The sequence below is a fragment of the Mangrovibacterium sp. genome (assembly GCF_059905295.1).
This window is the reverse complement of record NZ_JBZQJF010000182.1, coordinates 1-12,840: the sequence shown is the minus strand read 5'-3', so window position 1 is coordinate 12,840 and position 12,840 is coordinate 1. Positions and strand designations below refer to the sequence as shown.

The following is a 12,840-nucleotide window of genomic DNA, read 5'->3' as shown; positions in this document are numbered from 1 at the left end:
TTCCACCTCTTCCCATTCCGAACAGAGAAGTTAAGCCCGCCAGCGCCGATGGTACTGCATTTATGTGGGAGAGTAGGTCGTCGCCCTCTTTTTAAACCCGTTGTTCTTCTGAGCAACGGGTTTTTTATTACCCCAAACTTTCAGAATAAAATTCCTTTTGTTCGAGCAGGGATTGGTGAAATCCAATTAATTTAGACTTACTTTCCTTGTTAACGGTTAAACGAGTATTACTTGTACCTCTAGCGTGGTCATTTTTGCTAGATCGTGTAATAAATGCTTTTTCGAAGAGAATTAGTTTGCCTTGGAATAGAATGCCCAACCTGCAATTAAGCCTGTTAAATTAGCTGCTAAATCGAGCATTGAGAACGATCTTCCAAGGGGAAGTAACAATTGTAGAATCTCAATACCAAAGCTAAATAACAAGAGTAGTGAAAGAGTTATATAGGGCTTTAGATTTATTTCTTTGGTTGATAGTAGTAATATTGACCAGACGAAATAAAAGGTGAAGTGGACTATTTTATCGAGCTGTGGAATATTGTTGGCTTCGGGAAGGTCGTTCGAAGGCATAAGGCATAGTATTAAAATTACTAAGCCCCATGCGATCGAAAAATATTTGCAATAACGAGGAGGTGGAAAAAGTTTGTGAATTGATTTAAGAGTCATTGGGTCCAGTTTGATTATCCTTCCATTTCCTTCAGGAACTCCTTGATTCTTTGTTCTTCTCGCTTTTCACAGATGAGCAAGGTTCCGTTGGCTTCTACAACGATGTAATCGTTTAATCCTTGCACGATGACCTGTTTTAGTGAATTTGTGTGGACCAAGTTATTGGTACTTTCGTAATAGTTCGTCTTGGTAACATTCGAAACGTTTCCGTTTTTTTTCTTTTCAGATTTTTCCCATAATGATCCCCAGGTTCCTAAATCGGACCAACTGAATGTGGCTTTTTGTACAAACAAATTATCGGCTTTCTCCATTACACTGTAGTCGATTGAGATGCTTTCGCATTTTGGGAACTCTTCTTGTATAAAAGCCGTTTCTTCTTCGGTATATAGTTTTGAAAATCCCTTTTCAAATGTTTCAGCGAGCTTTGGATTGTACTTCTCAAATGCTGAAATAATTGTGGATAAGGACCAAAAAAAGATTCCTGCATTCCAGTAAAATCCTCCTTTTGCTAAATATTCCTTAGCAGTGCTGAGATTTGGTTTCTCTTGGAATGCTTCTACACGCGCAATATCCGCATTTTTGTCAGTTGTCTCAATATAACCGTAACCGGTCTCAGGTCTTGTCGGTGAAATTCCTAACGTTAAAATGGCATCATTATTTGCGATGAAATCCAGTCCTTTTTCCACTTCATTTTGGAAAATATCAATGTCTTCAATTAAATGGTCGGCGGGGCTAACAACAATATTGGCCTGGGGATTCAATTTTTTGATTTTATAACAAGCATAGGCGATGCAAGGAGCTGTATTTCGCATGCATGGTTCAGCCAGGATATTCGAATCAATTAATTCGGGGCATTGCTGTTTGACTATTGCTGTGTAATTCTCGGAGGTTACAACCAAAATATTATCAGGAGGGCAAATGGTTTTGAAACGGTCAACTGTATGTTGGAATAAAGTTCTTCCGGTTCCAAGCATATCCAGAAACTGTTTGGGTCTGTCTGCTGTGCTAACCGGCCAAAAACGGCTACCAATACCTCCGGCCATAATGACCAGATAATTGTTTTTGTTCATTGTTTAATCTTGTTTGGATCTATTATATCCAACAAATATAAGTTGATTGTGTTAAAGGAAAAATAGCTAATAGTTTATTCGCTGGCAATTCCCATTTTTCGCATTAAAAAAATGGCATTCATGGTCTGCGTTATACCTGGACGTAATTTGTAGTCGAATACTAAACGATCGTTTTCAATGGTAATTTCGAAACACAAGGGGTGAATATGCCGTGGATGCGTATGCTGCAAGTCTGGAAGTTTGAGATCGTGGGTGGAAATAATCCCGTTTGCCTGAAGTTTGACCAATTGGTTGGTTAATGCTTTTGATCCTTCCAGCTTATCATTCGAGTTTGTGCCTTTCAACATCTCGTCAATTAAGATGAAGGTCGGAATCCCGCTTTTAATCTGATTTAGGATCGCCTGCAGTCGCAATAGCTCAGCGTGAAAATAAGATTCAGCTTTCATCAGGTTATCGGTAGTCCGCATATTGGTAAAAAGGGGAACAGGTTTTAGCCGGAACGAATCAGCACAACAATGGCAACCATTCATAGCTAAAATCATATTGATGCCGATTGTACGAAGGAAAGTACTTTTACCAGCCATATTCGCTCCTGTTAGGATTATTATTTGGCCCTTTTCGGTCATCGAAAAGTCGTTCCCGATACGGACGTTTTCCCGGATTAAAGGATGAGCCAGATTTTTACCATCAAGGCAAAATTCAGCCTCGGTAAAGGTTGGAGCTACAAAATCAGGATGGTTATAGTTAAAATTTGAAAAGCTTAAAAGTGCATCGAATGTTGCGATTACATCGAACCACTTTTGTAATTCGCCATGATATTTTAAATGCCAACAGTTGAGTTTATAAACATAGATTAGATCCCAGAGGAAGAATGAGTTCGCAAAAATTCCAAACAGAAGGTTTCCCCGATAATCGAATTTGGTCAAGTAAGCCTGAAGCTTTTGAATAATCGAGGATGCAGTTTGTTTTTCAAAAATTAACCTTGATTTCAATTCTAGAAGATCGGATGATTCGAGTTCCTTGTCTTCAATATGATGGATTAAAGATTGATACTTTTGCAGGATCTTGGTTTGGTTACCAAAATGAAGATTGTATTTATTGATCGTTTTGTTACTGAAAAAAAGGATGGTTCCGTTAAAAACAGCAATCAGAAGCAGAATTGACCAGTTTACCAAACCAGTAAGATACAGAATAAAGGCTGCAACGAAAACAATGGGGATAAGGGTTATCAGGATCTTAATTTTCTTCGGATTTTTCAGATGGTCTTTCTCCGAGAACTGCTCGAGCAATTTCAAATCCTTTTCATTATCTAAATTCCCTTTGGCTGCAAAATGTTGTCGCCATCTTAAATCATCTTCTAACTCAGCTACTGCCTGTTGCCGGGCTTTCAGGATTTCAATTCTCGTTTCTGTTTCTTTTAAATAATTGGCAAGCTTTTGTCGGCCCAGAGGCGTTGTTGTCCTGTTTAAATATTGAAACAGGCTACCTGTGCCAAAAATATCGAGATCGTATGAATAAGGATGGTCGGAGTTGATAAATTCGTTGCCATCGTAGAAATGCTTAAAAGATCCGTTTAAGGCTTCTATTTCATTTTTATTGATCGAGATTAAACGGTTTAGTAGTCCTTCTCTCCTTTCTTCTGTAATACTTTTTCTCACGATCCGGAAAAAAAGCACACTACAAAAGGTTGCTGAAAATATGGCCGGATAGATTGGCAGATAAAGGAACGATAAAATGATCGCCAAAAAGAAAAGAATCCGATAAATAAAAAAGCGTTGCTGTTTCTGCTTGACTTGGTTTAGTTGAAGCTCATACTCTTTCAAGTCGTCTTCATAAGTTAGCAGTTTTGCACTCATAACTGAAGCCAGTTGAAATGTTGTAGCCTGTTAACGATTATGAAGGTCGAAAGAAGCATGACGCAAAAGAAAATTAGAATATAGCGTAAGTCTTTTGAACGAAGTTTGGCATCGGCTATCATTGGGAGGCCAAGAATGAAAAGCCTTCTGTCGAAAAAGAGAAGAACTTTATACATGAGGTAGCCCAGGATCATTCCGAATGCAACTCCGGTAAGGATATCAAAAGGGTAATGAACACCCAAATAGAGTCGTGTATAACTAACTACGGTAGCCCAACAAAAAATAAGGATGTTGAATTTTCTGTTTTTGAATACATAAGATAGGAGCGTTGCTACTGCAAAGGTATTTGAGGCATGTGACGAAAAATAACTATACATTCCTCCTCTGCTTAATACATTATGAACCAGCCCTTGCATGGTGGGATCGTGGGTTGGCCTTAGCCGTTGAACGGTGTCTTTTATCAATCCGGAAAATTGATCAGCAATTACAATTGAAAGAGCTACGGTAATTAGAATAATTATAGCCTTCATCTTGTAACGTTTTATAATGTAATAGATGAGAACGGCATAAAAGATAAACCAGTACTCAGTGCGCGTAAAAAGAGCCATTACGACGTCCCAAAAGGGAGAATGCATCCCGTTGAAAAAGAAAAAAATAGACTTGTCGATGTCGATAATGCTCTGCATACAATTATTTCGGTTTATTTAGAATTTTCCAGATTGTATCTTTTAACCTCACGATTCCGGCTCCGGTGACTGATGAAATGAAATCGTGGGGAATGTCGTGTAATTCCCGGCTGATCTCTTCTTTTAGCTCTTCATCCAGGAAATCGGTTTTGCTGATCACCAAAAAACGATCTTTATCCAATAATTCCGGATTATATTTTTCCAACTCACTTAATAGAATGAAATATTCTTTTCTGTGGTCTTTGCTATCGGCCGGAACTACAAATAACAACATCGAGTTGCGTTCAATGTGTCGGAGAAAACGCAATCCTAAGCCTTTCCCTTCATGTGCTCCTTCAATAATACCGGGAATATCGGCCATGATGAACGACTGATTATCGCGGTATGAAACGATCCCCAGGTTGGGCGTTAAAGTGGTAAATGGATAGTCACCAATTTTAGGTTTTGCGGCCGAAACAACAGAAAGTAAGGTTGACTTTCCAGCACTGGGGAATCCAACTAACCCGACGTCGGCCAGAACTTTCAATTCGAGAACTTTCCAGCCTTCTACTCCCTCTTCACCTGGTTGTGCATAGCGTGGAGTCTGGTTAGTCGGTGATTTGAAATGGGTGTTTCCCAAGCCACCACGACCGCCTTTAACGATGATGTGTTCTTCACCGTCGTGGGTAACTTCGAATAGAATTTCACCGGTTTCGTCATCTTTAGCCACTGTTCCCAGCGGTACTTCAATGGTTATATCTTGTCCGTCGGCACCAGTGCTGCACTGTTTGCTTCCCGATGCACCATGGCCGGCAAATATATGACGTTGATAACGTAGATGGAGTAATGTCCACATTTGAGCATTTCCCCGAACGATTACGTGACCACCGCGACCACCATCTCCACCATCGGGACCACCTTTGGGGATGTATTTTTCGCGACGTAAATGTGCAGAACCGGAACCGCCATTACCGGATCGACAAAAGATCTTTACGTAATCAACAAAATTATTTTCGGCCATTTTTTAAAAGTATAGATGAATTACAAGATATACAAAAAAAGACGAATGCTGATTTACATTCGTCTTTATGAAATGCGTTTTAAGATTACAACGACTTAACAACATCAGACAAACGAGTGGCAATTTCTTCAATTGTACCCATGCCTTTGATTTCAAATTGTTTGTTTTGAGCGCTGTAATAATTTTTTAATGGTAATGTCTTTTCGTTATAAACATTGATGCGGTTTTCAATAACAGACTCATCCTGATCATCAGAACGACCTGATGTTTTTCCGCGGTTCAACAAACGAGCTACTAATTCAGGTTTGTCAACTTCAAGACTTAACATTCCGGAAATAGGTGTTTTGTTTTCATTCAATAGTTGATCCAACGCTTCAGCCTGTGCAACTGTGCGAGGGAAACCATCGAAAATGAAACCTTTGGCATCATTGGTTGTTTTCAACTTGTTTTTAATCATGCCTATAACAACACTGTCCGGAACCAACTCTCCGTTGTCCATATAACGTTTTGCTTCTACTCCAAGTGTTGATGCTGCTGCAATCTCGTTGCGCAACAAATCTCCGGTTGATAAATGTACCAATCCGAAAGTTTCAATTAAAAATTCGGCCTGCGTACCTTTTCCTGCTCCCGGAGGGCCGAATAAAATTATATTTAACATTCTAAAATAGATTAGGGGATTATTCTGTTACTTTGTAAATATCAATCAGGTTTCGACCACGACCATCGTAATCCAAACCATATCCAACGATAAATTCGTTTGGAATTTCCAACCCGATATAATCCAGATTCACCTCTTTTTTCAAGGCATCGGGTTTCAACAATAAGGTTGCGATTTGTAAATCAGCCGGATTTTTAGCTTTTAGTTGGTCAATTACTTTATTGATTGTAATGCCGGTATCAACAATATCCTCCAATACCACAACGGTTCGTCCGGTCAAATCTTCATTCAACCCGATCAGTTCTTTTACGGTTCCGGTAGTGGATGTTCCTTCGTAGGATGCAAGTTTTACAAACGAAATTTCTGCATCCAGTAATGAAATTCGCTTGAAAACCTCGGCGGCAAACATAAAAGAACCGTTCAAAATACATAAAAAGAGCGGGTTCTTGCCTGCCAGTTTTGTATTCATTTCTTCAGCCATTTCTTCAATTACAGAACGAATTTTTTCGTAAGAAATGAAAAGCTCGAAATCTTTGTCAAGTATGGTAATTTTCTTCATCCTTTTCCCTTTTATCTGGATAAATCAACTTAAATATTAACTGAATATCACTCTAATCCGACTTTTCGTCGCTGAAATTTAAAAAGCTGCAAAGTAACGAAAAAATATCGCTCGGTTGAATGAGAAATGTTGATTATTTTTACTTTAACTTGAAGGATTCGACGAATGATCGTAGTTTTGTATAGCTTGGTTAAATCGGTATAAAAAGTTCAAGCATGAACTTCCGGTACGACAACTTTGTTTTGTGGATTGTTTACACGATTATAAAATAGAAATAATGGAACCAAAAGTTAGTATTATCATGGGGAGCACTTCCGATTTGGGAGTGATGGAGGCTGCTGCAAAGATCATGGATGAGTTTGAAATTCCTTTCGAGATCAATGCTTTGTCTGCACACCGGACACCCGAAGAAGTTGAAAAATTTGCTAAAGGCGCAAAAGACCGTGGTATAAAAGTGATTATTGCCGGAGCTGGTATGGCCGCTCATTTGCCGGGAGTAATTGCTGCGATGACTCCACTGCCGGTTATTGGTGTGCCAATTCGTGCTAGCCTTGATGGTATGGATGCGTTACTGGCGATCGCTCAAATGCCTCCGGGAATTCCTGTTGCAACTGTTGCCATTAACGGAGCGCAGAATGCCGGAATTTTGGCTGCCCAGATGATTTCGTTAGGTGATGCTGAAATGGCTGAAAAGATGGTTAAGTTTAAAGAAAACCTGAAATCAAAAATTGTAAAAGCAAACCAGGATCTTTCAGAAGTGAAATTCAAATTCAAGACAAACTGATATTTAACAGATAGAATTTCTTTGTTCAGATAAGATTTTGTAACTTGATTAAGCGACAAGAGGGTGGGCCGAAAGGTTAACACCCTCTTGTTATGAAAAACCAATTAACCCGAAGACTAACCTGCTTGGTTTGTATTCTACTGTTTCACTGGAATGCTTTCTCTCAAAATGCATTTGTTGTTCCCGCTTCGCTACAGGCGCTCGGTAATTCAGGAGTCAGTTTTCTTCGTGGCGAAGCTTATCAGCTCAATCCTGCAGCTGCTTCCCAAAGTTCCTTATTAGTAGGCTTAAATTATTCCAATCGCTATTTGCTGAAAGATTTTTCAGCGGCTTCGGTCTTTTTCATTACCCCTATTTCAACAAGTCGGTTAATTGCTTCTTACGGGCAGTTTGGAAATGAATTTTACCAGGAGAATTTAACCGAACTTGGGTTGGCGAAAACCTTTGGCCAAAAATTATCCTTTGGACTACTGTTTCATTATTTCTCGTTTCGAATGGCTGAGAGCGATACCCGGCCGAATTTGCTTACCTTTTCTATGGGCTTGCAATGCCAGGTAAAAAGCTTTGGCTTTGGTCTTAGTGCCTTCAATCCATACTCCTTATCCATCAGCTCTACGGACTTTCATCAACAATATCCTTATTGTATTCGATTAGGAGCTCACCAGACCTTTCAAAACAAATTGCTGGTGTCCTCACAAATCAGTTATCACGAGGAGTTCGAATTTAATACCCATTGGGGAATTCAGTACAAGCTGCTCAAACAGTTTCAGTTAAGAGCTGGTTTTCAATCAGGCCAGCCTGAGTGGTGTTTCGGATTCGGGTTCTTATGGGGTAATATTCATACTGATTTAGCATTCTCTCATCATCAGTATCTCGGATTTTCTCCTTCATTCACCCTTTATTACCAGCACCCATGAAAAAACTGATTTTTAGTTTCATATTCATTGTAGTTGCTTTAAATGTTGAAGGGCAGCAGGCCCTTACAGTCTTGCAGGATCGGTTGCAGAGCCTATTGGAACAGGTTTTAGAGGAGGACGAGAATGCCAATGTTGACCAACTTATTAACGATTTGGTTTTGGTTGAAGAATCTCCAATTCGGATAAACTCTGCTGTTGCCGCAGATTTTGAACCCTTGTTTTTTCTAAGCCCTATCCAGGTTAAGGCTTTGTTGGCATATCGCGATGAGTATGGTCCGGTTTTGTCCTACTTTGAGCTCGCTTCGATTGAAGGATTTACCGAACCGCTGGCCGAACTTACAGGGCTATTCTTAAACTTCGATACGGAAACCCCCAGTTTAAAATACCGAAGAATCAGGCAGGAATTGGTTTTCAGAAGTACACGATTACTGGAAGAGCAGGCAGGCTTTAAGAACGGGAAATTTGAGGGATCGCAGGAAAAGCTGTACACCCGTTACCGATTTTCAGGAAAGGCTTTGCAATTTGGATTTACAGCAGAGAAAGATGCGGGAGAAAGTTTCTTTTGTAAATCCAACCCGGAAGGTTTCGATTTTTACAGTGGTTTTGCACGTTTTGAATTTGGAAAGAAGGCAGCTTCGGTTGTCTTGGGAGATTATGTTGTTCAGTTTGGCCAAGGCCTCGTTACCTGGCAAGGATTCGCAATGGGCAAGTCGACTGATGTTGATCGGATTGCCCGGTTTAATCAGGGAATAAAAGCTTATTCTTCGACCGATGAAAATAATTTTATGCGCGGAGTTGGGGCAAATATTCTATTGGGAAAATTTAAGTTTCAACCTTTTGTTTCGTATAAGAAGTTCGATGCAAATGTTGACAGTATTGATGGTGAGAAGGTGTTTACTTCTATTCAAACAAGTGGTTTACATCGAACGGAGTCGGAGATTGCCGCGAAAAATTCGGTGAACTCATTGGTTGGTGGTGCACAGCTTTCATTTCGAACCGGCAATTTGTTGCTTGGTCTAACTGGTATGCACACCCGCTTTGACGTTCCATTGCAGCGGACAGATGCTTTGTATAATCAATTTCTATTTGAAGGCACACAGATTACCAATGTAGGATTCAATTGGCGTTACACGCTGAATAAGCTGTATCTGTTTGGTGAGACAGCTTATTCTGATGGCGCTTTGGCAACAGTTTATGGTTTTCAGTTTCAACCGGTCGGGCAGGTTTCTTTTTCAACTTTGTACCGGAATATTGACAAAAAGTATAATTCCCCAATTGCTGCTGCATTTACGGAAAATAGCCGGGTGAATGATGAAGAAGGCCTTTACATGGGACTGCGGGTTTTACCAGCTGCCGGATTGTCGATTAACGCGTATGCCGATTTCTTTCAATACAAATGGATAAAGTATACCACAGCCGCCCCTGGTAAAGGTCAGGAGTTTATGATCCGGGCTGATTATAATTGTACCCGCTACTGGCAGCTTTATGTGCGTTACTTTTATGAACGAAAACCTTTGAAAGTTAGTTCTGGTCGAATAAGGTACAACAATGATCAAATTAGGCAAGGGATCCGGCTTCAGGTCGATGGTGAGTTAGGTTCTACCTTGGCGGTTCGAACTAGGCTTGAACATTCCTTTTATGAACACGATCACCAGTCTTCAGGCTTTTTTGTTAGTCAGGATTTGGCTATTCATCCTGTCAACAACCACGCGAAAATATGGGTGCGCTTTGCCTATTTTAATACTGATGATTATGATGCACGGATCTATGCTTATGAAAATGATTTGCTGTACCAGTTCTCAATTCCGGCATTTTATGGCGAAGGATTTCGGTCTTATGTAAATGGAAGTGTTAAAATTTGTGAAAAAGTTGAATTTTGGTTCAAATGCAGTCGCACTTGGTTTTTGGGAGTAAATACGCTGGGAAGTGGCAATACAGCGATTGATGGTTCAACCCGAACCGAGTTTAAGCTTCAGTTACGGTTTAGGATTTAAATACCATTTTGTATATTTGCCGCCCTAAATCAACGAAATAAGGATATGATGTGTTTCGACGATATTCGTCCTTACGAAGATCCGGAAATTAATCATTACCTCAATGTTTTATTGAAGGATGATTTATTTCGCCAGGTCTTGTTTTTCATTTTTAATGACGAACGGAAAGTGGAAGAGATAAGTGCGATGCTGGCGAATGTAAAAACCAAGCAGGAGCTACAAGTTCAGTTTATGTATCCGCTTATTGAAGACTGGATTATAAAACGGACAACAAGCGGCGTTACATACAGTGGGCTTGAAAATCTCGATAAATCGAAGGCTTATCTTTTTATCTCAAACCACCGGGATATCATTTTGGATGCGGCTATTTTGAATTTCATTCAGGTGTCGGCTGGTATGAATACCACAGAAATTGCGATTGGGAATAATTTACTTATTTACGATTGGATCAATCACATCGTAAAGTTGAACGGTGCGTTTGTGGTGAAACGTAATTTGCCGGCCCGGGAGTTGCTGACTGCTTCGAAAACATTGTCAGCCTATATCCGCAAAACAATTACCGAGGATAATGTTTCGGTGTGGATTGCACAGCGGGAAGGGCGTACCAAAGATGGGTGTGATCAAACTCAGCAGGCTTTGTTGAAGATGTTAAATCTGAGTAATCAATCAGGCTTTGCTGAAGGTTTTCGAGAGTTGCAAATTGTTCCGCTTTCAATATCGTACGAGCGTGAGCCTTGCGGAATTTCCAAGGTAGAAGAGATTTATAAAAAGGAGCGGGAAGGCTTTGTTAAAACTCAGGCTGATGACTTGAAGAGCATGGCTTTTGGATTAACCCGTCCGAAGGGGCGTGTTCATTTTGCCTTTGGAGAGCCCATTGATGCTCACTTGGATCGGATTGCGAAATGCGATAATCCGCAGGAATGTATCCAAAATCTCGCAGATCAAATCGATTCCTGTATTTATCGGAACTATAAATTGTGGCCCTATAACTATTTGGCTGCAGATTTGTTAGATTGTGGGCCTAAAATAAACGGAGATATTGATGGTGCTTGCAAGGAAAAATTTGCAGAGCTCCTTGAGGACATGGTCAAAACCATTGGAGATGGAGATGCTGACTGTCTGAAAAAATTATTCATGAAGATGTATGCAAACCCCTTACTCAACAAAGAGAAGGTGGTGAGCTCGAAAATATTATCGAAATAAAAAAAACGGCTGTCTAATTAAATTTTAGACAGCCGTTTTTTGTGAAAGTCCCTGCTGAGTTTCAAGTTCCAAATTCCCAGACAACCCGACAACTTCAGATAACAATGACTACCTGATGTCCGGAAAATTTTCCACTTTCAACCCTGTTGGAGATTCCCCGGAATCATGTAGGTTTTTTCTAAAAATGGTAGATTCTTCAAACCGAATGCTGGGAAGCTTCTACGATTGGTAGAAAGCCCAAAGTGGTCGCCGCGGCCTTTCTACGAATTGTAGAAGTGTCAAAGTGGTTGCGGAGAAGCTTCCACAATTCGTAGAAGGTCCAAAGCGATTGCCAGGAGGTTGCTACAATTCGTAGAGCCCTCGCGGCACTTCCGGCGGCAAATTGGCCAACGGTGGATTTGTATTTTGGTGCTCTGATCTGCTCTGGCAAGTATCTACCTCAAATAAGTGGGGCTTAATTCGGAAATGACAGTTTTTATTAAATCTGTCATTGGTAGGACGACGAAGGAGGATGCAATCCTTGAAATGTAGAATATCGAATAATCAATAAGAAATGTAGAAGTAAGAAAGCGCAATTCACTGTCTTCTTCTGTTATTAAAGTTTCGAGTTTTTCTGCCACTTGTCTCCGAACGAGTGGTTTCCGGGTTGGCGTTTTCAACGCCTTTAGTCACCGTTACAAACGATGAACCACTTCCCCCTCGTCTCCGCTATCGCTCAGACGAGGGGGAAAAGGTGACTTTGTCGGGATGGGAGGGGCAATTCAGAAGAATCCACTTTCATCGCTGTTGGTGACTCTCGGGGATCATGAATGTTTTATTTGTTGGGATTTGTGATTATTGTTCCACCACCACTTGTTTGGATTCTCCCGGAAGAATCAGGTTAAGGATGATCCCAACCACCGCGGCTAATCCGATACCGGCTAAGGAGAAATTTCCCCATGAGATAACTGCTCCTCCGATCCCAACTGTTAATACTACCGAAACAATTACTTGATTGCGGGTTTTGGTCATGTCGGTTTTAGAATCGATCAGAGTTTTTATACCCACAGAGGCAATCAATCCGAAAAGAAGCAGCATAATGCCACCTAAAACGGCCTGCGGGATTGTTTTCAGGAATCCACTTACTTTCCCTATTAACGAGAAAATAACTGCTGTAACGGCCGAAATTCGAAGAATAAATGGATTGGTTACTTTGGTCAGACTAATAGCACCTGTTACTTCCGAATAGGTTGTGTTTGGAACGCCTCCGAAGCAACCAGCCAAACTCGTAGCAATACCATCGCCCAGCAAGGTGCGATGAAGACCTGGTTTTTCAATAAAGTTCTTTTCGGCAACTCCCCCGATAGCATACATATCACCAACATGTTCAATGATTGGAGCTATGGCAACCGGAATCATATAGGTAATGGCCCCCCAGCTGAATTTAGGTGCAGTAAAGGCCGGAAATCCA

The 12,840-nt window shown here is 40.6% G+C and carries 12 protein-coding genes and 1 rRNA gene; 5 read left to right on the top strand and 8 right to left on the bottom strand.

The window, feature by feature from the left end; all coding sequences use genetic code 11:
• Positions 1-89 (top strand): 5S ribosomal RNA (gene rrf, locus AC37HE_RS09775); the annotation flags it as partial.
• A gap of 202 nt (positions 90-291) precedes the next feature.
• Here rrf and AC37HE_RS09770 read toward each other — a convergent pair.
• The 7 genes from AC37HE_RS09770 to hpt form a co-directional block, all read right to left on the bottom strand.
• Entirely contained in the window at positions 292-567 is a 276-nt protein-coding gene (locus AC37HE_RS09770) for a VanZ family protein (RefSeq protein WP_500782647.1), read from the bottom strand.
• Between the two features lie 110 nt (positions 568-677).
• A complete protein-coding gene (locus tag AC37HE_RS09765; RefSeq protein ID WP_500782646.1) occupies positions 678-1,733 on the bottom strand; it encodes a mannose-1-phosphate guanylyltransferase in 1,056 nt (351 codons plus the stop codon).
• Between the two features lie 74 nt (positions 1,734-1,807).
• Positions 1,808-3,589 carry a MutS-related protein gene (locus AC37HE_RS09760; RefSeq protein WP_500782645.1) on the bottom strand — a complete coding sequence of 594 codons (1,782 nt, stop codon included), beginning with the start codon at positions 3,587-3,589 and terminating at the stop codon, positions 1,808-1,810.
• Positions 3,586-4,275: a phosphatase PAP2 family protein gene (locus AC37HE_RS09755; protein ID WP_500782644.1), complete on the bottom strand. Its 690-nt coding sequence runs from the start codon at positions 4,273-4,275 to the stop codon at positions 3,586-3,588. Before AC37HE_RS09755 ends, AC37HE_RS09760 begins: the two co-directional genes overlap by 4 nt.
• Positions 4,276-4,279: 4 nt before the next feature.
• Positions 4,280-5,275, bottom strand: a complete 996-nt coding sequence (gene obgE / locus AC37HE_RS09750) for a GTPase ObgE (RefSeq protein WP_500782643.1) — start codon at positions 5,273-5,275, stop codon at positions 4,280-4,282.
• Positions 5,276-5,360: 85 nt separating this feature from the next.
• On the bottom strand, positions 5,361-5,933 hold the full coding sequence (locus AC37HE_RS09745) for an adenylate kinase (RefSeq protein ID WP_500782642.1): 573 nt from the start codon (positions 5,931-5,933) through the stop codon (positions 5,361-5,363).
• Positions 5,934-5,952: 19 nt separating this feature from the next.
• The gene (hpt, locus tag AC37HE_RS09740; protein ID WP_500782641.1) at positions 5,953-6,492 is read right to left on the bottom strand and encodes a hypoxanthine phosphoribosyltransferase; all 540 of its coding nucleotides are present in this window, start codon (positions 6,490-6,492) and stop codon (positions 5,953-5,955) included.
• Between the two features lie 277 nt (positions 6,493-6,769).
• On the opposite strand from hpt, the gene purE reads away from it, so the two are divergent.
• The 4 genes from purE to AC37HE_RS09720 all read left to right on the top strand — a co-directional run bounded on the left by purE (position 6,770) and on the right by AC37HE_RS09720 (position 11,390).
• Positions 6,770-7,276 (top strand): 5-(carboxyamino)imidazole ribonucleotide mutase, encoded by a 507-nt coding sequence (gene purE, locus AC37HE_RS09735; RefSeq protein ID WP_500782640.1) that lies wholly within the window; start codon positions 6,770-6,772, stop codon positions 7,274-7,276.
• A 92-nt stretch (positions 7,277-7,368) separates the two neighbouring features.
• Positions 7,369-8,193, top strand: coding sequence for a hypothetical protein (locus tag AC37HE_RS09730; RefSeq protein ID WP_500782639.1), 825 nt, complete (start codon positions 7,369-7,371; stop codon positions 8,191-8,193).
• Positions 8,190-10,187 carry a ComEA family DNA-binding protein gene (locus tag AC37HE_RS09725; protein WP_500782638.1) on the top strand — a complete coding sequence of 666 codons (1,998 nt, stop codon included), beginning with the start codon at positions 8,190-8,192 and terminating at the stop codon, positions 10,185-10,187. The genes AC37HE_RS09730 and AC37HE_RS09725 overlap by 4 nt, the downstream gene beginning before the upstream one ends.
• Positions 10,188-10,232: 45 nt before the next feature.
• Positions 10,233-11,390, top strand: coding sequence for a 1-acyl-sn-glycerol-3-phosphate acyltransferase (locus tag AC37HE_RS09720; RefSeq protein ID WP_500782637.1), 1,158 nt, complete (start codon positions 10,233-10,235; stop codon positions 11,388-11,390).
• Between the two features lie 834 nt (positions 11,391-12,224).
• Here the strand turns inward: AC37HE_RS09720 and AC37HE_RS09715 are convergent.
• A partial coding sequence (locus AC37HE_RS09715; protein ID WP_500782636.1) for a uracil-xanthine permease family protein occupies positions 12,225-12,840 on the bottom strand: 616 nt, incomplete at its 5' end.

Excerpts from the sequence above, each read along its gene's own strand:
- AC37HE_RS09770 (WP_500782647.1), bottom strand. The coding sequence starts at position 567 with ATGCCTTCGAACGACCTTCCCGAAGCCAACAATATTCCACAGCTCGAT.
- AC37HE_RS09765 (WP_500782646.1), bottom strand. The coding sequence starts at position 1,733 with ATGAACAAAAACAATTATCTGGTCATTATGGCCGGAGGTATTGGTAGC.
- AC37HE_RS09760 (WP_500782645.1), bottom strand. The coding sequence starts at position 3,589 with ATGAGTGCAAAACTGCTAACTTATGAAGACGACTTGAAAGAGTATGAG.
- AC37HE_RS09755 (WP_500782644.1), bottom strand. The coding sequence starts at position 4,275 with ATGCAGAGCATTATCGACATCGACAAGTCTATTTTTTTCTTTTTCAAC.
- obgE (WP_500782643.1), bottom strand. The coding sequence starts at position 5,275 with ATGGCCGAAAATAATTTTGTTGATTACGTAAAGATCTTTTGTCGATCC.
- AC37HE_RS09745 (WP_500782642.1), bottom strand. The coding sequence starts at position 5,933 with ATGTTAAATATAATTTTATTCGGCCCTCCGGGAGCAGGAAAAGGTACG.
- hpt (WP_500782641.1), bottom strand. The coding sequence starts at position 6,492 with ATGAAGAAAATTACCATACTTGACAAAGATTTCGAGCTTTTCATTTCT.
- purE (WP_500782640.1), top strand. The coding sequence starts at position 6,770 with ATGGAACCAAAAGTTAGTATTATCATGGGGAGCACTTCCGATTTGGGA.
- AC37HE_RS09730 (WP_500782639.1), top strand. The coding sequence starts at position 7,369 with ATGAAAAACCAATTAACCCGAAGACTAACCTGCTTGGTTTGTATTCTA.
- AC37HE_RS09725 (WP_500782638.1), top strand. The coding sequence starts at position 8,190 with ATGAAAAAACTGATTTTTAGTTTCATATTCATTGTAGTTGCTTTAAAT.
- AC37HE_RS09720 (WP_500782637.1), top strand. The coding sequence starts at position 10,233 with ATGATGTGTTTCGACGATATTCGTCCTTACGAAGATCCGGAAATTAAT.